The organism is Bacteroidota bacterium, from assembly GCA_016713925.1.
GTDB lineage: Bacteria > Bacteroidota > Bacteroidia > AKYH767-A > OLB10 > JAJTFW01.
In genome coordinates, this window is record JADJOH010000002.1 from 913,220 (window position 1) to 932,123 (window position 18,904).

Sequence of the window (18,904 nt, forward strand, 5' to 3'; positions counted from 1 at the left end):
ACCGGGAAAATACTTATTACAGATCAGATAATTTCCAGAATTGGAAGCTTTTATTTTCGGTCATTGATTTGATAAATGGAGAGAAAAAATGGCCAAGATGAAGAAAAAGTCGTTGTTTATAAAATAATTGCCTGACAAACAATGCCTTAATATGCACCCGCGAGGTCTAACACCCGCGAGGTCTAACACCCGCGAGATCTAACACCCGCGAGATCTAACACCTCGCGGACCGAGAAAACCTTACAATATATCCAATTTTTTCAGGAAGATACTTTAACCGAGCTTCAAACCCCTTACCTTAAAAGAGAATTTAATCGAGTTTCAAAACAGCTAAAAATGCCTGCTGAGGAATTTCAACAGAGCCTACCTGCCGCATCCGCTTTTTACCTTCTTTCTGTTTTTCCAACAATTTACGCTTCCGGGAAATATCTCCTCCGTAGCATTTTGCCGTCACATCTTTCCGCAAAGCTTTCACGGTTTCGCGGGCAATAATTTTTGCTCCGATCGCTGCCTGAATAACAATCTCGAATTGCTGGCGTGTAATTAACTCCTTCAGCTTTTCACAAATTTTCTTTCCAAATGTAAAAGCATGATCTCTATGAATCAATGCAGACAAGGCATCTACCGGCTCGCCATTTAATCGAATATCCAGTCGAACAAGATCACTTGTTCTGTATCCGATTTGATGATAGTCGAAAGAAGCATACCCTTTAGAAATCGATTTCAGCTTATCATAAAAGTCAAATACTATTTCTGCTAATGGCATATTAAAAATCAATTCTACTCGATCGGTGGTCAGGTAACTTTGATTTACAATTTCTCCTCTTTTTCCTATACACAAGCCCATCACCGGACCTACAAAATCCGACTTAGTTATAATAGTGGCTTTTATATAGGGTTCTTCGATTCTATCGAGCCTACTCGGGTCAGGAAAATCACTTGGATTATTTACAATGAACTGTGTGCCGTTTAACAGATAGGCAAAATAAGATACGTTGGGAACGGTAGTGATTACCGTCATATCAAATTCTCTTTCCAGGCGTTCCTGAATGATTTCCATGTGTAACATTCCCAGGAATCCGCAACGGAAACCGAAGCCTAGTGCTGCTGAAGATTCCGGCTCGAAGGTGAGAGATGCATCGTTAAGCTGTAACTTTTCCAAAGATGCACGGAGCTCTTCGTATTCATCTGTATCTACCGGATATATTCCAGCGAATACCATCGGCTTCACATCTTCAAATCCCTCAACAGCGGTGATTGTGGGTCGGGCAATATGCGTAATCGTATCTCCTACCTTCACTTCCTTCGCGTTCTTAATTCCGGAAATGATATAACCCACATCGCCGGTTTTCACCACGTCCCGTGGAGATTTTTCTAATCTAAGAATTCCGATTTCATCCGCATGATATGCAGAATCTGTTGAAACGAATTTCACGTGATCTCCGGTTCTGATTTCTCCGTCCATTACTTTATAATAAGCAATGATTCCCCGGAATGAATTAAAAACAGAATCAAAAATAAGTGCTTTCAATGGTGCCGTTGGATCGCCCGATGGCGGAGGAATACGCTTCACAATTGCTTCCAGGATTTCCAACACACCCAAGCCTGTTTTCCCGGAAGCCGATAAAATCTCATCCCGATCACATCTTAGCAGATCAACAATTTGATCCTTCACCAATTCAGGTTCCGCACTAGGCAGATCAATTTTATTCAAAATCGGGATAATGGTTAAATTATTGCCTAAGGCCAAATACAAATTAGAGATGGTCTGTGCCTGAATGCCCTGAGCAGCATCCACAATTAAAAGAGCGCCTTCACAGGCCGCGATCGAGCGAGATACTTCGTAGCTAAAATCCACGTGTCCGGGAGTATCAATCAAATTCAGTGAATATTGCTTCCCATCCAACGTATAATCCATTTGAATGGCGTGGCTCTTTATCGTAATGCCGCGCTCGCGCTCCAGATCCATATTGTCCAACACCTGAGCTTGTAAGTCTCTCTTAGACACGGTATTAGTATACTCCAAAAGCCGGTCGGCCAAGGTAGACTTTCCATGATCAATATGCGCAATGATGCAGAAATTCCGAAGGTGCTCCATAGGTGAGCGAAGGTACGAAACAGAAGCTTGCCATTTCGATCATTTTTGAGTGCCTCCATGCTTCTGTTCCAGCATACGCCAGAAAAGTTATCAGGACCCGGTACTCAAATTCAGATAGTGCGGTTCATTCCATCGAAGCCTTGGGGTTATGAAGTGAGGCTAGAAAACATTTTCCCACTCAATGAAGATGGAAAAAATAACTTCTTCGAGATAAAAAACATCGACTTTTAATGAAGTGTCTTATAGAGAACAAAACTGGCCACACAACAAAGAAAAAATCAATTTGCAGAAATTTCCTTTATAAGGATGCGGCCATCTTTGGTCCAAAAATCTGAATATGAAGAATAAAAATCGAACTTTGCTCAATGTCTTCTATTCTTGACAACGATAACTGAACCTACACAGAGTCACCAGAGTTTCAACTTTTGAGATTGATTATTAACTAATTGAAGGAATAGGCAACCTTCCATGCAACTCCAAACTCGTAAATTGCATCTATGGTAGTACAGCGTCCTTTAGAAATGACCGATGAGCAAATACTTGAAGCCTTACTTCGCGAAGATGCTTCCGCTCAGCGGTTGCTCTACGATAAGTTTGCGAGGAAAATGTTTGGTGTTTGTTTACGCTACACCAAGCAAAGGGAAGAAGCGGAGGATCTGTTACAAGAGGGATTTATAAAGGTCTTTCAAAAAATTAGTTCTTACAAAGCGGAAGGTTCACTGGAGGGATGGATAAGAAGAGTGATGGTGAATACGGCATTAGATTATCTGCGCCAACAAAAAATGCATTGGACTGATTTAGAAGATGTTGTTGAAGCAGGAAGTGAGCCGGTAATAGGTCATGAGATAGGAGCCGGTGAATTGATGGCGGAATTACAAAAATTGCCTGTTGGCTACAAAACCGTCTTCAACCTCCACGCCATAGAGGGATATTCGCATAAAGAAATTGGAGTGTTGTTGGGAATCAGTGAAGGAACCAGTAAATCCCAATATTCAAGAGCCCGAAATCAGCTGATGATGTTAGTACAAGAGTTAAACAAAGAAAACAGTTATACTACCAAATAAAATGAGTCGCTTCGAAGAGCAGTTTAAAAATACCTTCGAACACTTCGAACCTGAAGTGGATCCGAAGCTCTGGCAAAATATCAGCCAGCAGCTTCCCTCTACCCCACAGGTTCATCCCGGTGCTTCTTCTGCCGGTAAAAGTATTATCGCTAAGTTGGGTATCAAAGGCATAGCTGCAATTTTAGCAGCTTCAGCCATTACGGTTTTAAGCATAATTTATCTGACAGATAAAAATGACGGGGCTCATTTACCTATAGTTGAAAATGCAAATGAAACAGAGTCATCTACTATTAATATTCCTTCGAATGACGAAGGGGAGGCTTTAGAAAGTACCATTCCGGTTACCGGTCAGAAATCAGAAGCTGATAAAGAAGCGGAAGAGCCCATGATCGGACCAAATCCAACTCAAGAATCGAATAAAAATAAATCTGAAAATCTCCCTGAAACCGCGTCGACCGGAGATTTAATTGAGGATAAAGGGGAACCAACACCTGTTATTGGTTCCCCCTCTTCCCAAAAGGAGGTTGTTCAGTCCGGAAACTCAACAAAAACGTCGATTCCTACAAATAGTACTGCTGTTACTCCTTCAGGGGATAATGAGGCAGGACTTGTGACTAAACCGGTACTCTTAGTGTCAAGTAAGGGTGGTTTTGCCCCCTTAAAAGTTACGGCGTTAACCAACCAGGACGGAATTACTGCTACCTATGACTTCGGGGATGGAAGTACCCCTCTTAAAACATCCAGTGCTAATCATATTTATACCGAGCCCGGGACATATATCATCAATTGTTTGATTAATGGGGTGATCCTTGAACAAAAAATTCATGTGATTGGTCAGATTCCTTCCGCTTTTAGTCCGAATGAAGATGGTATTAATGATGAGTTCAAAATCAATGACATAGAAGACATTTCTATTGAAATCAGAATATTTAATCGTACCGGTAAATTGATGTTCAGCGGTAAAGGTCGTTCGATAGCTTGGGACGGCAAGACTCCTGAAGGACAAAATGCAGAGGCAGGTACATATTTATATGATATATTTGCTACCCCGGACGGAGGTGGCTCGTACAAACAAAAAGGAACTATACACCTATTCCGATGAACAACATAAAACAAATTCTTAAAAATAACACGGTTATGAAAAAACTGTTTACCCTGTTTGCAATGGCCTTCTTCGCCATTTTATTTGCACCTGATCATGCAAAAGCCTCCCATATGGCAGGCGTGGATATCACTTATGAATGGACAGGGAACCCTAATGAATACCTGGTTCGACTAAAGTTTTACCGTGACTGCGTAGGAATTAGTGCTCCTACCCAGGTAACTATCTGTTACTCTTCTTTATCTACTGGTCAAAACGGATCAGTAATCGCACCTAACGTATCCTCAACTCCTGTGCCTAACACAGCTTGTGTAACCACTGCTCCTACCTGTCCGGGCGGTGTAGGTGATATTGAAGAATATGTATACGAAACAATCATATTATTACCGGGTCAGGCACCAGACTGGACATTTTCCTGGGCTGATTGCTGCCGTAACGGAGCAATCACTACCCTACAACCAAATGGGATGTATATCAGTTGCACGCTGGATAATATTATTGCCCCAACGAATTCATCCCCTTCATTCCTGAATCTTGCTTATACCCGTTTCTGTGTGGGCAACCAGTTCTTCTATGATCAGGGTGCCTCTGATATCGATGGTGATTCATTGGTATTCTCTCTGGTAACTGCTGAAGATGGTGGTTTTGGATGTCCTAACAATCCTTTTCCAAATACCTATATTGCTCCTTATTCACCAACCAATCCTCTTGCTTCATCTATTCCAATTACTATAGATCCTGCAACCGGTGTAGTTAATTTTATCCCTGCTTTACAACAGGTGGCCGTAATTCGTGTACTGGTACGTGAATACCGAAATGGCGTTCTCATCGGTCAGGTGAAACGTGATATTCAAATCAATATTCTTGCACAGTGTAACCAGATTTTCCCTTCTTTTGTTAACAGCGTTCTTACTGCCGGTGGTGGTCAGATAATTGCCAGCTGTAACGATTATCAGGTAATTATTCCTTTTGATACCACATTCCAATGCGCATCAGCTGTACCTACTGATTTTCGTATCATCGGTCCATTTGGTATTCCAAATCCCGCTGTTGCTGTGCAGCCTATCAATTGTTCTAATGGTGAAACCGATTCACTTCTTGTTACCTTCCTGAATCCATTGAGTGCCGGTGAAACTTTCATTTGGATCAAACGTGGTTTTGATGGTAATACCCTCTTATCAGAATGTGGTTCCGAGATTCCTGAGTTTCAGGATACCGTGAGAATTCTTGTTACGGATAACAGTATTTGGACTCCCGTTACTGATTCTATCAGTTGTGTTTTCAATGACTTTACGGTTACGCTCTCTGACAGTATCTATTGCTTCTCGGTGGCTCTTGACGGAACAGATATTCAACTCGTAGATGGTGCCGGAACCAATTACCCTATTGCCAATGCGTATGGCTATTGTACTCCCGGTGGCTTAAAGACAAATCAGCTTCTCGTTGAAATGGGAACTACAACTAGTGCAACCGGTCCTTTCTATCTTGTAATTACCAACACAAACGGATCTGACGGAAATACCCTCGCAAATAATTGTGGTCGCTTCCTGACGAATGCCGATACACTGGCAATTCTTTATCTGGATAATGTTATTCCTGTAAATCTTGGAGCTGATTCTACTATTTGCAGCTTTGATCCAATACCTACACTTGACTGCCAACTCGCCAATCTTACTTATCAATGGTATGACCAGGCTGGTGCTATTACAGGTGCTACTGCCCAAACCTATACTCCAACAGCAGCGGGCTCTTATTATGTAGTGGTTAACAGTGGTGCCGGATGTTCAGGATCTGATACAGTTGCTATTACGATCATTCCTGCCGCTCTTGACAATCTTGGTAATGACCCCACTTTATGTTCCTATGATCCAATGCCTACGCTGGATGCCGGTAATCCCGGAGCAACTTACCAATGGTATAATAATGGAGTTATTATTCCGGGTGCTACTTCTCAAACTTACACTCCTGCTTCTCAACCCGCAGGTAGTTATACTTACTCGGTTTCTGTTGATAACGGAAATGCGCTATGTATTGGAAACTTTGATGTGATCATCAACCGTATCGACCCTCCTGTACTTGCAGTAGTGGATCAGGATATCTGTACAGATCAACAAGCTACCCTGGATGCAGGTGTAGCCGGCGGAACTTATCTTTGGTCAAACGGTGGCAACAGTCAAACAATCAATACAAATGTGGCCGGAAATTATGTGGTAACTGTAACCGTAAATAATTGTTCTTCTACTGACACAGCTGTTGTAAATGTATTTACTTATCCTGTTGCTCCAATTGTAGCTTGTAATCCCGGTACCGGTCCTTTCAAGTTCGTTTATGTTTGGGCTGCCGTTGGTAGTGCAGCCAGTTACGAAGTCAGTGAAGATGGTGGTGCAACCTGGATTGTAGCTAATGTTCCAACCGGACCTGAATCCCATGGTGTGAACACAAATATCCCTAACTTCTTAGTTCGTGCTATCGGCAGCGGATTATGTAAGATTGGTGCTCAGTCAGAACCTGTTGCTTGTGAAGTTACTATTCCAAATATCTTCACTCCTAATGGAGACAACACCAATGAATTCTTTGAATTGGAGAACATCGAACAATATCCGAATAACACGGTTCAAATCTTCAATCGTTGGGGTAAGGAAGTGTTTAGTACCAGTGGATACAATAACACTACCAAGAAATTTGATGGTAAAGACCTTCCTGATGGTGTATATTTCTACATCGTTGACTTAGGAGATGGTACTACTGAACCTAAAGCCGGAACGGTGACAATTAACCGATAACCAAATAAAAACCAGTTTTAAAACCCGTCTGAATTTCAGGCGGGTTTTTTTATTAAAGTAGCCCAAATCATTAGGGTGCTGTCGCTAAGAGTTGGCTAATGTTCACCTATGTTGTTTTCAAAAAATCATATCTATTTTATCTTTGTATGATGATCTTATGCACTTTTGCAAAGTATAATCGGAACATTTACCCCTTTTTACTGTTTAAAAGGTCAATAGAATGATACTATCCATATGAAAGTTACCGAACACCTTCGCGATGCAAAAGGTAAAACACTTTTTTCTATCGAAATACTTCCTCCCTTAAAGGGTCGAAGTATGACTGAAATCTATGAAGCTATCGATCCCTTACTCGAGTTCAATCCCAGCTTTATTGATGTCACCTATCATCGGGAAGAATACGTTTATAAGAAGCGTCCAGACGGCTATCTGGAAAAAAAATCTGTTCGCAAGCGGCCCGGTACAGTAGGTATTTGTGCCGCCATCATGAATAAATACGGAATTGATGCTGTTCCACATATCATTTGTGGAGGCTTTTCAAAGGATGAAACTGAAAATGCACTCATCGATTTGTCTTTTCTCGGTATCGACAATGTGCTTGTGCTCAGAGGTGACTCTATAAAAACAGAAGGGACCTTCGTTCCGGAACCCAATGGCAATGCGTATGCTATCGATCTGCTTGAACAAGTAGTTCGAATGAATAAAGGGCATTATCTTGAAGATGAACTTCAGGGTGTAGCCCCTACTAAATTTTGTATCGGTGTTGCCGGTTATCCGGAGAAGCATTTCGAAGCTCCGAATATGCGTACCGATCTGAAATACCTGAAAGCGAAAGTGGACGCAGGAGCTGAATATATCGTTACACAGATGTTTTTTAACAATAGCAAGTACTTTGAGTTTGTCGATACCTGTCGGGAAATGGGTATCAATATTCCCATTATTCCCGGAATTAAAGTGCTCACTACAAAAAAACAACTGACGGTTCTACCAAGTATTTTTCATATCGATATTCCGGATGATCTGGAAGATGCCGTCGAAGCAGCCACTACAAACGCTATGGTGAAAGAAGCCGGAATCGAGTGGACCATTCAACAGTGTAAAGAACTGAAAGCTGCCGGTGTGCCCTGCATTCACTTTTATACCATGGGAAATTCCGATACCTGCAAACGCGTGGCTTCTCAGGTATTCTAGGGTCTACCGGATGCCGGCTACCGGCTACCGGCTACCGGCTATGAGCTGTTTTTTTCTTTAACGATTTTTATTTCAGATGACAAATTTTCGAGAGCTCCTTACCGATAGTCACGACGATTTCATTATCAGCAGGAGAAGGATTGGTCAGAATAAGAAACTAAGTTAGAGGTATAATGGCATCCCTTCCTACTAAGCTTCCCGTTATTTTGTAGCACGAAGATCACCGCCGGTAGCCGGAAGTCCTAAGCAGATAGCCCAAAGCCGGTAGCTGGAAGCCGGTGGCCGGAAGCTGAAATATTGCTTTATGCCAAAACGGTATTCATAATAGAATCAAAAATCATTCTTCCATCCGTATTTCCCAGCAAAGGATCACTGGCACGTTCCGGATGCGGCATCATACCGTAAACATTACGGCCCTTGTTGCAGATGCCGGCAATGTTTTCTAGTGCTCCGTTTGGATTGCTTGATTTGCTGATATTGCCCTGCTCATCGCAATAGCGAAAAATAACCTGATTGTTTTTGTTGATTTGTTCAAGGGTAGCATCATCACAGTAAAAACGGCCTTCTCCATGAGCTATTGGAATCCGGATGGTTTTTCCAATGGTGAACTTGGAAGATATAATAGATTCATCCGTTTCGCAGCGCAAGTTTACATTTTTACAAATGAACTGATGGTTATCGTTGCTGAGTAATGCTCCGGGCAGCAGATGCGATTCTGTCAAAATTTGAAATCCATTGCAAATACCGAATACAAATCCGCCCTTATCTGCAAATTCAATTACTTCCTGCATGATAGGGGAAAAACGGGCGATTGCTCCCGATCGGAGATAATCTCCATATGAAAATCCTCCCGGCAATAAAATAAAATCACAACCTTGAAGGTTATGATCCTTGTGCCATAGCTCCACGGCCTCCTTTTTCATAACATTTCTGATCACGTGAAGAAGGTCTCTGTCACAATTGGAGCCGGGAAAGATTACTACACCGAATTTCATTTTTTTATGCTTTATATCAGCAAAAATACGAGGTATTTTCTAATTTTAATCATTTGCCAATGCATCAAAATGAATTACTTTTGACTGAACCAACATCATTCCACCCCATTATGAAACAATTTATCCTTGTTTTACTCATCACCATCACTTTTCAATCGGCTCAGGCACAACGGTCCAAAGAATTGCAAGTACGGGCAGGTGTAGGATTTGGACTTTATGGTACCAAATCAGAATATGGGCCAGATAATAATAAAATTGAGGAAACAGGTGGTGCCGTTACCCTCTATTTGCCGGTAGATTTCCGCTATGAAATTACCCGTCGCTTCAATATGGGACTTGATTTGAAAGTGGGTTCTTACCTCTATGACCCGGATAGTGCCGATGGAAAAAGTAACGGTTATGTTGTAGTAGGATTGGGTGCCGAATACAATCTAAAAAACGAAGAGGATTTCCGTTGGTATTTCGGAGGGGGTATTAATTTTGCTAACCTCAAATTAGAGGAGACGAATCAGCCCTTCTCCTCTGTAAAAGAAGAATGGACCTATTCCGGTGTCGGCATCAGATTTAATACCGGTGTGCTGATTTATATAATTGGCGACTTTGGTCTTAATTTTAACCTTGGATTCGACTCCCATGCATTGAAATTAAAAAAGTTTGAGCAGAATGGAAATGAAATTGACCTCGATAGTTTTGATGCCAAACTGAATCTCAATGGAGTGGATGGCACAGTAGGTCTGGTTTACAGATTTAATTTAAAATAGTTCACGTATTGTTTACCGGTGGGAATGGTTACATGCCGATGTAGCTGCGTTTCATGAAACGCAGCTACATCGGCATATCATGAAACGCAGCTACATCTACCTTTCAATATCCGGGAACCTACTTCCTGTAAAAATTCATCTCATCAATATAATCCGATACACTTTCCGGCATCATAAAGCGGACATCTTTTCCTTCCTTGATCGCCTTTCGGATAAAACTGGAAGAAATTTCCATAACCGGTGCATCGATCCATTTTACGCGGGGGTGATTTTTTAACTCTCCCCCATCATGTAACGGTCGTGGATATACGTATATATCATGATTTTCCAGAATCATCTGATAATCCTTCCACTTGTGAAAATTCTCCAGGTTATCCGCTCCCATGATTAATGAAAATTGATTTTTAGGATACTTTTCCTGTAAATAAGCTAACGTAATTACAGTATAGGAGGGCTTCGGTAATTCAAATTCGATTTTTGAAGCCTTGAGTTTTTTGTAGGATCCAATTCCCAGTTCTACCAGATGATAGCGATGATAATCCTGAAGTAAAGTACCGATTGGTTTCAACGGATTGTGAGGAGAAACGATCATCCAGATTTGGTTGAGATCGCTATACTCCGCCATATATCCTGCAATAACGAGATGTCCGTTATGAACAGGATTAAAAGATCCAAAGAAGAGACCGATTTTCATTAATAAGTACTAAAGTTAAAAGATAAATTATTACTTGTTGTGATTTATTCTTACAATTCCTCAGAGGGATCGGGAACTTCGTCTTCGAGAAAATGTCGTACCATTAATTCCGCTTCCCGTTTCGCATCTTCCAGCACGGTATTCACAATGACATTATTAAAGTGATAAGCGTATTTCATTTCCTTCTCCGCTTTACTTAATCGCTTGAACAAAGACTCTTCTGATTCGGTAGCACGACCTACCAGGCGCTTGTGCAATTCGTCTATCGATGGGGGCATAACAAACACATCAAGCAACTGTCGTCCGAAATACTTTCTGATCTGCAAGCCTCCTTCTACATCTACATCAAACAAAGCAATATTTCCATCTTGAAGAATCCGTTCTACCTCAGATTTCAACGTTCCATAGAATCGGTCTTCATACACTTCCTCCCACTCCAGAAACTCATCGTTCTTCAACTTTTCTTTAAATGTTTCAGGGGTTAGAAAATGATAGTCCCTTCCATCCACTTCGTTCATCCGCTGTTCCCGTGTAGTTGCAGAAATACTAAACCGCATTTGTGGAAACACCGACATGAGGTGGTGAACGATCGTAGTTTTTCCACTCCCGCTGGGTCCGCAGAAGAGCACCAGTTTATGTCTGAAAGAGGGATTAATTTTCACAACACGTTGGCCAATTGTTCTTTTAATTTCTCCAATTCATCCTTCATCTCCACTACAATCCGCTGCATAGCCGCATCATTAGCCTTCGCACCGATGGTATTAATTTCACGTCCAATCTCCTGTGTGATGAAACCAAGTTTTTTTCCGTTGGCTTCCGGCCCGTCCAGTGTCTGCACAAAATAATCGCAATGACTCTTCAACCGAACTTTCTCCTCTGAAATATCCAACTTTTCAATATAAAAAATCAACTCCTGCTCGAAGCGGTTACGATCAATATTGGCCTGATCACGCATTTCGCTAATGGCCTTATCCAGACGAGCACGGATGTTATCTACTCTGACCTGCTCAAAAGCTTCGAGGCGCGGAATGCTGTTCAGTATGGTATGCACTCGTGCGGTAATGTCCTGACTCAAAGCTACTCCTTCATTGTCACGAAAACCATTGAAACGTTCAATGGCCTGCGAAAGGAGCGCTTTAAGATCCTTCCATTGTGTCTCATCGACCTCTGAACGTTCCGTATTCATCACGGCGGGCATGCGCAGGATCAAATCAAAAAGATTGACATCACTCAAATGATATTCCTTCCCCAATGCAGATAACTCTTCAAAATAGGCATTGAAAATTTCCTTGTTCACCGAACTCCTTTTCGCCAGATCGTTATTGTCAAAGGAAATGTTTAAATCCGCCTTTCCCCGCTCCAGTTGTTTACTCAGCTCAGCACGTAGCTCTAATTCTTTATCCCGGAATTGAAGAGGCATGCGCATATTTAACTCCAAAAATTTGCTGTTGAGAGAGCGGATTTCTACCGTGACGTTCTGCCCGCCAATCATCCCCTTCACATTACCGTAGCCGGTCATTGATCGTACCATTGTGAAATTTTAAGGAGCAAAAGTAATGCATTCCCTCCAATCGTGAAAACAGTAGACTCAGCCCCTGGAACTGCAATACCTTAGCAGATTTCTATTGACTTGCTTTCACCCTTGCGCTTTTTGTCGTCAGCCAAACACCGGAAAAGATAAGTGCTGCTGCGATCAGATGTAGAACATTGGGCTGATCCTTCCCCAACAGTATAGCAAATCCTGCAGCAAGCAAGGGTTGCAAATAAATATAGACACTCACTACTCCCGCACTGAGTTCCCGCAAGGCGAGTGTATTAAACAGATATGCTAAGAAAGTAGTTCCAACCACTACGAACACTGTAGCCATCCAGTCACCGGTTTGAAAAGTATGCCATTGTATTTCGGTGAATTCCCCCCAGCCAAATGGCAGCACCATGACTGATCCCATAAGAAACACCGCTTGCATGATGGTAACGGGATGATACTTCTTCATCAAGGGCAATACAATCACCAGAAAAAGTGCATAGGACAAGGAGTTGATAAGAATATATAAATCACCCAGCGGATTGCTCACGCCTGATGTAATATGACCGCCGAAAATAATCAACAAAGAAGCGCCGCTGATCCCGCAGGCAATACCTATCACCCGTCGTGTGGTGATGGGCTCACTCAGCAGGATAAAGGAAAGCACCAGAACAAATATGGGATTTGTCACCATCATGAGTCCGGAGTTGATGGGACTGGTAAGTGACAATCCCTTAAAGAACAACAACTGATTTACCGCTACACCAAAAACGGCGCAGGCAAAGAGTCGGGGCCAATCGCGTCTTTCAATTTTCTCTCTGAATAAAAGCAAATAAGTAAGCAGAAACAAAATCGCAGCCGTACATACACGAATCACGATAAAACCAAATGGCTTAATCAGCGATGGCATGACTTCTTTGGCAATAGAGTAATTCGCCCCGTAAATGATATTGGCGAACAATACAGAAAGGTGTGCAGTTACTTTCTTGTTCATTTAATGGCTTTGCGGGCTTCCTCCACTACTTTCTTGCTATTTCCGACAAAGATCTGATCGTCAACAATAATGACCGGCCGTTTAAGAAAGGTGTACTCGTCCAGTATTAACTTACGGTAATCCTTCTCCGTTAGTTGCATCTCATGAAGTCCCATTTTCCTGTATTTCAGCGCCACTTTGCTGAATAGCGCAAGGTAGGTGCCCGCCAGCTTCTTCATTTCGTCCAATTGAGCCGCTGTGATGGGTTCCGTCTTTATGTCCTGAAGCACCACCGTCTTCCCCGGTTTAATTTCTTTAAGAATCCGCTGGTTCGTACTACAGGTGGCGAGATGATAGATCTTCTTCATATAATCTTTTTAGGATAACAGCTATCTGTTCACTATGTTTATTAATATTTTTAATAATACGGGAGAGGACCTTAGACTGGTTTTCCCTCCCTCCTCTTCCCTCAGGATATTCCTTTTTACACCTTGGTAAATGATCTGTTCGTTTTCAGCCGGAACTGCAGGATGGAAACCGGCTCCACCATTCTTCATGCAAACGACCGTCTCTACTATCCGCTGAAAGCAAACGGAAAATCTACCTCCTATTTTTTTCGCAATTTAAACATCGCTTCCAACGATTTCATATCCTCATTCCAGACAAGTGCTGAAAACTCTGCCAATTGTATATGGCTCTTTCCTTCCTTCGTTTCCGTGATCGTCACTATACGAAAGGGAACACCAATGGTCGAAACATCTACCACATCCACTACATACATCACCTCATTCAAAATTCTGACCTCACGCTTTTTGACCGTAAAAACAGCTTTCGCTGTGGTATCGCGTGATTTTTCACCGATGTATTTCTTTATCTCATCCAGGTTCCAGTCTTCAGAAGGATCTGTGCCATACATGCGTGCGTTGGGTGCCATCAATTGAATCAACCCTGCCGAATCACGGTCGGTAATGGCGGTATAGAAATCATCCACAATCTTTAACTGTTTATCCGGCTTTTCATCACTTCCGGGTCCTATTTCCTTTGTGACAATGACTTCCTTGCTGTCATCATTACAGGAAACCAACACCGGTAAAAAAAGAACTATGAAGAAACAGGTGGCAAGATGTTTCCAGTTCATTGCACTAAATATTTTGTATTTCATTCTTAAAATTATTGATCAGTTAATGGGATAAAGTAGTGAATTGATACCATCATTCTGTAAGCAGTGAGAAGGTTGCCTAACAGATGGTGCACGAAATTAAACTATTTCTTCTTTTTAAGCCGCCTTGACCAAACCGGACATCTTCATACATTTATCGGGGTAAAAATGAATAGGAAAAATAATCCGTTCTGCTTTATAAATTTTCTATTTAAACGCAGCGTTTAAGTTTGTAATCTTTACTGCTCTGAATGTTGTATTATTCATTCTAATTTGCTTTATACCTGCTCTTAGGGGTAAAGTACGTCCCAAAGGACCGAAGCTCTCGCCAAGGTGGGCCCGCTCGATTTTAAAGGATGATCCATTTATTCCGGTTTTAAACCATTTTTAATTCAAAGAGCAACGGACGCGAAGGAGCAGCATCATTTTCGAAGGGCGCTACCTGCAGATTCATGAAATAGAATCCATCGGGTATGGTATCCGGAACAAAGATGAACTCTGAAATGGTGGCATTTAATCGGGGTTGATCGGGATAGTTCCAGAAAGCATGGTGCGCCAATAACAATCCTCCGTCTTCTTCTTTATCGACAGATGGAAGATCAATGAGCAAATGCCGCACACCGTTTTCACGCAACCAGGTAGCCGCAGCTGCTTCAAGGTAAGGTGGATTGGTATTGGAATAATTGGTGGATAATTTTCCGGGGAGATTGGGCAATGTTCTGATGACAATGGCATCGGAAAGTTCCTTTAACCCCGACTGCAATGACTTTAATGTGATGAGCTGATCACCATCCACTGTTTCAGGAGTGATACTGATCAGATGAGCAAAGCAGAAATATTCGTTGAGTTCTTTATTGATGGATATTAATTCGGGGGAAATATGTCCGGGAGATTCGGTATGTGTACCGTGTGCATGCGGATTGAACATGATATTTTTGAAATTCACGGCAGCACCGCTTTTCACTTCACCTACCCAATCTCCCATTCGTACCGGTTCTATTTTCATCGGACCCAGGTACCAGGCGAGGACATGACCTTCTCCCGCTTCAAAGGGAATTGAAATATCCAGTCCCTTAGTTAAGTCGGCAGTATAGTCGGTGCCCTTGTAATTCAATTGTACAATCATGACTTGCTAAATTATAAATAATTCCGATGTAATTTTATCTGCAAACAGGAGTCCGCTCCCGGTCAAACGAATATGTTTGTCGATGGGGGCAATCCAGCCTTTGTCCACAAATTTACCGGCGCCTTCTATCAATTGACCGGCAATGGCATTCCCATACTGTTTGCGTACCTCCGCTAACGTTAGCCCTTCCCGCATCCGTAGAGAAGTCAAAATCAATTCATGGAACTTCACCGTATAACTCAACACCTCCGCTTCTGAAGCTCTCTTCCCTTCCTTCATTTCCTTCACATAAAGTGCGTTACTGCTTACATTCCAGCTGCGTTGTTTCCCATCGTAGGAATGCGCTGATGGACCAATCCCGAGATAGGGAAGTCCCTTCCAATACGATGTATTATGCTTCGACTCAAAGCCGGATTTGCTTAAATTAGATATTTCATACCAGGGAAATCCTTTCTCTTCCGCTTCCTTCAACAGCCACTCGTATTGAGCGGCTGCCTTATCATCATCCGGAGCCGGAACTTTTCCCTGTGTAATTTGCCATGCGAGCGCCGTTTTCGCTTCAATGGTTAATCCATAACAGGAGAGATGAGTTATGGGAAGGGAAAGCGCGGTATTCACATTCTCCTGCCAATGTTCCATCTCCAGATACGGTAAGCCAAAAATTAAATCTATACTGATATTGTCAAATCCGGCATCGGCTGCATCGGGCACACATCGCAACGCCATACCGGCATCATGCGCCCTGTTCATACGTTGCAAATCCTCATCGCGAAAAGACTGAATTCCGATACTCAACCTGTTCACAGGTGTTTGTTTCAACTGCTTTAGAAATGCCGGTGTAAGATCATCAGGATTCGCTTCAATGGTAACTTCAGCAGAAGGATTCACTTTATATAAGTTATAAATCACATCAAAAAAAGACATCAGCTCCTCATAGCTAAGTAGAGAAGGTGTTCCACCACCAAAGTAAATGGTACCCACATCCTCCTCTGATAATTCCGCAGCCCGCATCCTTACTTCCTCCACCATCGTCGTAAACATATCCTCTCTTCCCCTTTGCGAGGTCGTAAAATGAAAATCACAATAATGACAGGCCTGCTTACAAAAAGGGATATGCAAATAAATTCCGGCCATGACGCTGCAAAGTACGGGAAAAAGAAACTAAATCTTTCCGGTTCCCGGTAAACTTTCTTCCTCAAAGATCTTGAAGAAGGATGGGTAGGATATAGGCTTTATGCTTATCTTGACAGAATATAGAGTTAGTACTTTAATAAAAATCCTCCGTGATTCTACGTGCTCTTAGTGCCTTAGTGGTTAAAAAGGAAAATTCCTTCGAGGACGAAAATCTTCATTCATCTAAAATCAATTAATATTTTCGGTAATATAAATATTTTCAAATAAAAAGCAACATCATTGGTTTCACGCAGAGGTCGCTGAGCCGCAGAGTTTTTAAGAGGCGCAGTAAAAAGCAAGCAGCCAGAAGCGAGAAGCAAGCAGCAAAAAATACTATTGGCACTTAAAATCTTTACTCACCTAAAATTTGAATAACTTAGACGAAACACTTTCTACATCAGTAATTAAATTGACAAGATAACCCCCCTTCGCCACCGCATTCATCGGTATCTCTCCCGTCACATACCCTCCACTTATCACCTCAATTTTCTTCTCGTACACCAGCCTCCCTTCCATATCAAACAACCTTAAACTCCCTGTTCTTCCTTTGAGTTTGGAGGCGTTGACGTGAATCATATTCGACTCGCTGTTGAACCATGCCTGAAAAAACACCTCCTGCTCCGGTACATTTTCATCCAACCCAACACTCAGCGTATCACAAGGGGAACCCACCCATGCGCCGAGCTCGTAATCGGGGTTATTAGGCAAACCGTAATAAGTCCTTGCCCCACCCAGGTAAAAACTATATGGCTGAAAATCGCAAGCAGACCCTAAAGAGTCAGGATAATTAATGACGCTGAGATGGGTGTTGATGGTAGTGGAATAAAGAATCAGGGTGGATAGGGCCATCCGCTACCTAAGCCAATATAAGCGGAACTGATATAAATTTTACCATCAGGTGCTAATTCCATACCGGCGGGACCTGCATCAATGGTAGAGAATCTACTAAAACCCGGGATGCGGGTATATTCGCTGCAGTTAGATCAAATTGGTAGAGTTTGCTCCAAATATTATATTGTTGTTGGTTAGATATTGCATATAGTCGATTTACAACCGGGACAATCTCTCCATGATAATATTTAAATGGACCCCCTGGTGGAGCATGAGGTTCAACAAGCATTTGACTTGAAAGAGTTCCAAGACATCTGTTAAAATTGAATATTCCTAAATAACTTCCCCAGCCACTTAGAACTAACTTATCTCCGTTGGTATTAAAACTCATATCACCGGCCGCATCAAAATGCGATGCTCCTATATACTGAACTGCTCAGGGTATTATTCCTGGATGAATCCAGTTTATATCCCCAAAACTAATAATTTGGAATATATGAGGAGATGTCCACCGGCGTGTTACCAACCAAGCAACGTCCATTCCATGCCTGACAGCAGCCAGCATACCCTGTACAGGATGATTTTCAATCTGAAATTCCTTATGAGCAACCTGACCAAGCCGCCTTGGAGCTAAAGGTCTAGAAGACAGGGCAAAAGGGCTACACAGTAGAATAACAAGTATCCGGGACTACTACCCCGCCATAAGGGTTACATAGAATGTAGCTATCAGTAACCGATTTGAGGCAGAATGATCATATCATGATACCAGTTCACGGCCTACTAATGTATCACCATTGAATAATTTATTGTGATTGGTTGAACAAGGTTTCATTCTTTAAACCATATGAGAATTGGTAGTATTTCCGGATGCGCCAAAAAATATTAAATTACCAACTGTCACTAATTGAGGAACATCCCGCTCGCAAAAATGAAGAACCGGATTTAAAAAAGCTCATTGGTGGTGTAAAATTGATCCCTGCGCTGTCCCCAAAGCACCAGTTATTATAATTGAATTTGAGCAACATTTCAACCAACAACCGAGTCATCAACCAAAGGCAAAAGAATTTTTTATAAGTAAAATTTCGGAAAAACTTTAAAAAGCAGGTAACTCATTTAAATACGGAATGGGGGGATTGAAAACCCTATCTGTTGGTGGCGGCGCAAAAGGTGCAACTCTACCTTGCATATGGAGTGGAAAAGCCAACCCGCGAGAAAGAAAGTAGTATCATAATAAATCAAAATAAAGTAACTTAAGCCCCAACAAACCCATATTCTCCTAAAGTAGCTGGGACATGGATAATAGGAAGTTGGGTGGTTGGAAAGAATCAAATCAAAGACCGCCCAATTATTTACTAAAGGCGTAGAAAAATTTGAGAATATTTATGAAGATGGAAATTAGCCTCAGCGACCAGTAGCTGCCGACAGGCAG

Annotated in this window: 16 protein-coding genes; 5 read left to right on the plus strand and 11 right to left on the minus strand. The window is 42.0% G+C overall.

What is annotated here, in order from left to right:
- Positions 1 to 310: 310 nt before the first annotated feature.
- Positions 311 to 2,098, minus strand: a complete 1,788-nt coding sequence (gene lepA / locus IPJ86_03765; GenBank protein ID MBK7886434.1) for an elongation factor 4 — start codon at positions 2,096 to 2,098, stop codon at positions 311 to 313.
- 521 nt (positions 2,099 to 2,619) lie between these two features.
- Between lepA and IPJ86_03770 the strand changes: the two genes are divergently transcribed.
- The 4 genes from IPJ86_03770 to metF all read left to right on the plus strand — a co-directional run bounded on the left by IPJ86_03770 (position 2,620) and on the right by metF (position 8,238).
- Positions 2,620 to 3,162, plus strand: coding sequence for an RNA polymerase sigma factor (locus IPJ86_03770; protein ID MBK7886435.1), 543 nt, complete (start codon positions 2,620 to 2,622; stop codon positions 3,160 to 3,162).
- 1 nt (position 3,163) lies between these two features.
- Entirely contained in the window at positions 3,164 to 4,264 is a 1,101-nt protein-coding gene (locus tag IPJ86_03775) for a gliding motility-associated C-terminal domain-containing protein (protein MBK7886436.1), read from the plus strand.
- 35 nt (positions 4,265 to 4,299) lie between these two features.
- Complete coding sequence (locus IPJ86_03780; GenBank protein ID MBK7886437.1) at positions 4,300 to 7,047, plus strand: gliding motility-associated C-terminal domain-containing protein; 2,748 nt, start codon at positions 4,300 to 4,302, stop codon at positions 7,045 to 7,047.
- A gap of 234 nt (positions 7,048 to 7,281) precedes the next feature.
- Positions 7,282 to 8,238: a methylenetetrahydrofolate reductase [NAD(P)H] gene (gene metF, locus IPJ86_03785; protein MBK7886438.1), complete on the plus strand. Its 957-nt coding sequence runs from the start codon at positions 7,282 to 7,284 to the stop codon at positions 8,236 to 8,238.
- Between the two features lie 302 nt (positions 8,239 to 8,540).
- Here metF and purQ read toward each other — a convergent pair whose 3' ends face one another.
- The gene (gene purQ / locus IPJ86_03790; protein MBK7886439.1) at positions 8,541 to 9,233 is read right to left on the minus strand and encodes a phosphoribosylformylglycinamidine synthase subunit PurQ; all 693 of its coding nucleotides are present in this window, start codon (positions 9,231 to 9,233) and stop codon (positions 8,541 to 8,543) included.
- Positions 9,234 to 9,343: 110 nt separating this feature from the next.
- Between purQ and IPJ86_03795 the strand changes: the two genes are divergently transcribed.
- The gene (locus tag IPJ86_03795; protein ID MBK7886440.1) at positions 9,344 to 9,994 is read left to right on the plus strand and encodes an outer membrane beta-barrel protein; all 651 of its coding nucleotides are present in this window, start codon (positions 9,344 to 9,346) and stop codon (positions 9,992 to 9,994) included.
- A gap of 118 nt (positions 9,995 to 10,112) precedes the next feature.
- On the opposite strand, the gene IPJ86_03800 is transcribed toward IPJ86_03795, so the two are convergent.
- The 9 genes from IPJ86_03800 to IPJ86_03840 form a co-directional block, all read right to left on the minus strand.
- On the minus strand, positions 10,113 to 10,688 hold the full coding sequence (locus tag IPJ86_03800) for a nicotinate-nucleotide adenylyltransferase (GenBank protein MBK7886441.1): 576 nt from the start codon (positions 10,686 to 10,688) through the stop codon (positions 10,113 to 10,115).
- Positions 10,689 to 10,738: 50 nt separating this feature from the next.
- Complete coding sequence (gmk, locus tag IPJ86_03805; protein MBK7886442.1) at positions 10,739 to 11,344, minus strand: guanylate kinase; 606 nt, start codon at positions 11,342 to 11,344, stop codon at positions 10,739 to 10,741.
- Positions 11,345 to 11,346: 2 nt separating this feature from the next.
- Positions 11,347 to 12,219, minus strand: coding sequence for a YicC family protein (locus IPJ86_03810; GenBank protein ID MBK7886443.1), 873 nt, complete (start codon positions 12,217 to 12,219; stop codon positions 11,347 to 11,349).
- A 91-nt stretch (positions 12,220 to 12,310) separates the two neighbouring features.
- On the minus strand, positions 12,311 to 13,207 hold the full coding sequence (locus IPJ86_03815) for a DMT family transporter (protein ID MBK7886444.1): 897 nt from the start codon (positions 13,205 to 13,207) through the stop codon (positions 12,311 to 12,313).
- Positions 13,204 to 13,554: a hypothetical protein gene (locus IPJ86_03820; GenBank protein ID MBK7886445.1), complete on the minus strand. Its 351-nt coding sequence runs from the start codon at positions 13,552 to 13,554 to the stop codon at positions 13,204 to 13,206. The genes IPJ86_03815 and IPJ86_03820 overlap by 4 nt, the downstream gene beginning before the upstream one ends.
- A 239-nt stretch (positions 13,555 to 13,793) precedes the next feature.
- Positions 13,794 to 14,348: a nuclear transport factor 2 family protein gene (locus IPJ86_03825; GenBank protein ID MBK7886446.1), complete on the minus strand. Its 555-nt coding sequence runs from the start codon at positions 14,346 to 14,348 to the stop codon at positions 13,794 to 13,796.
- A gap of 373 nt (positions 14,349 to 14,721) precedes the next feature.
- The gene (locus IPJ86_03830) at positions 14,722 to 15,471 is read right to left on the minus strand and encodes a cyclase family protein (protein ID MBK7886447.1); all 750 of its coding nucleotides are present in this window, start codon (positions 15,469 to 15,471) and stop codon (positions 14,722 to 14,724) included.
- Between the two features lie 6 nt (positions 15,472 to 15,477).
- On the minus strand, positions 15,478 to 16,605 hold the full coding sequence (hemW, locus tag IPJ86_03835; protein ID MBK7886448.1) for a radical SAM family heme chaperone HemW: 1,128 nt from the start codon (positions 16,603 to 16,605) through the stop codon (positions 15,478 to 15,480).
- Positions 16,606 to 17,004: 399 nt separating this feature from the next.
- Positions 17,005 to 17,493, minus strand: coding sequence for a hypothetical protein (locus tag IPJ86_03840; GenBank protein MBK7886449.1), 489 nt, complete (start codon positions 17,491 to 17,493; stop codon positions 17,005 to 17,007).
- Between the last annotated feature and the right edge of the window lie 1,411 nt (positions 17,494 to 18,904).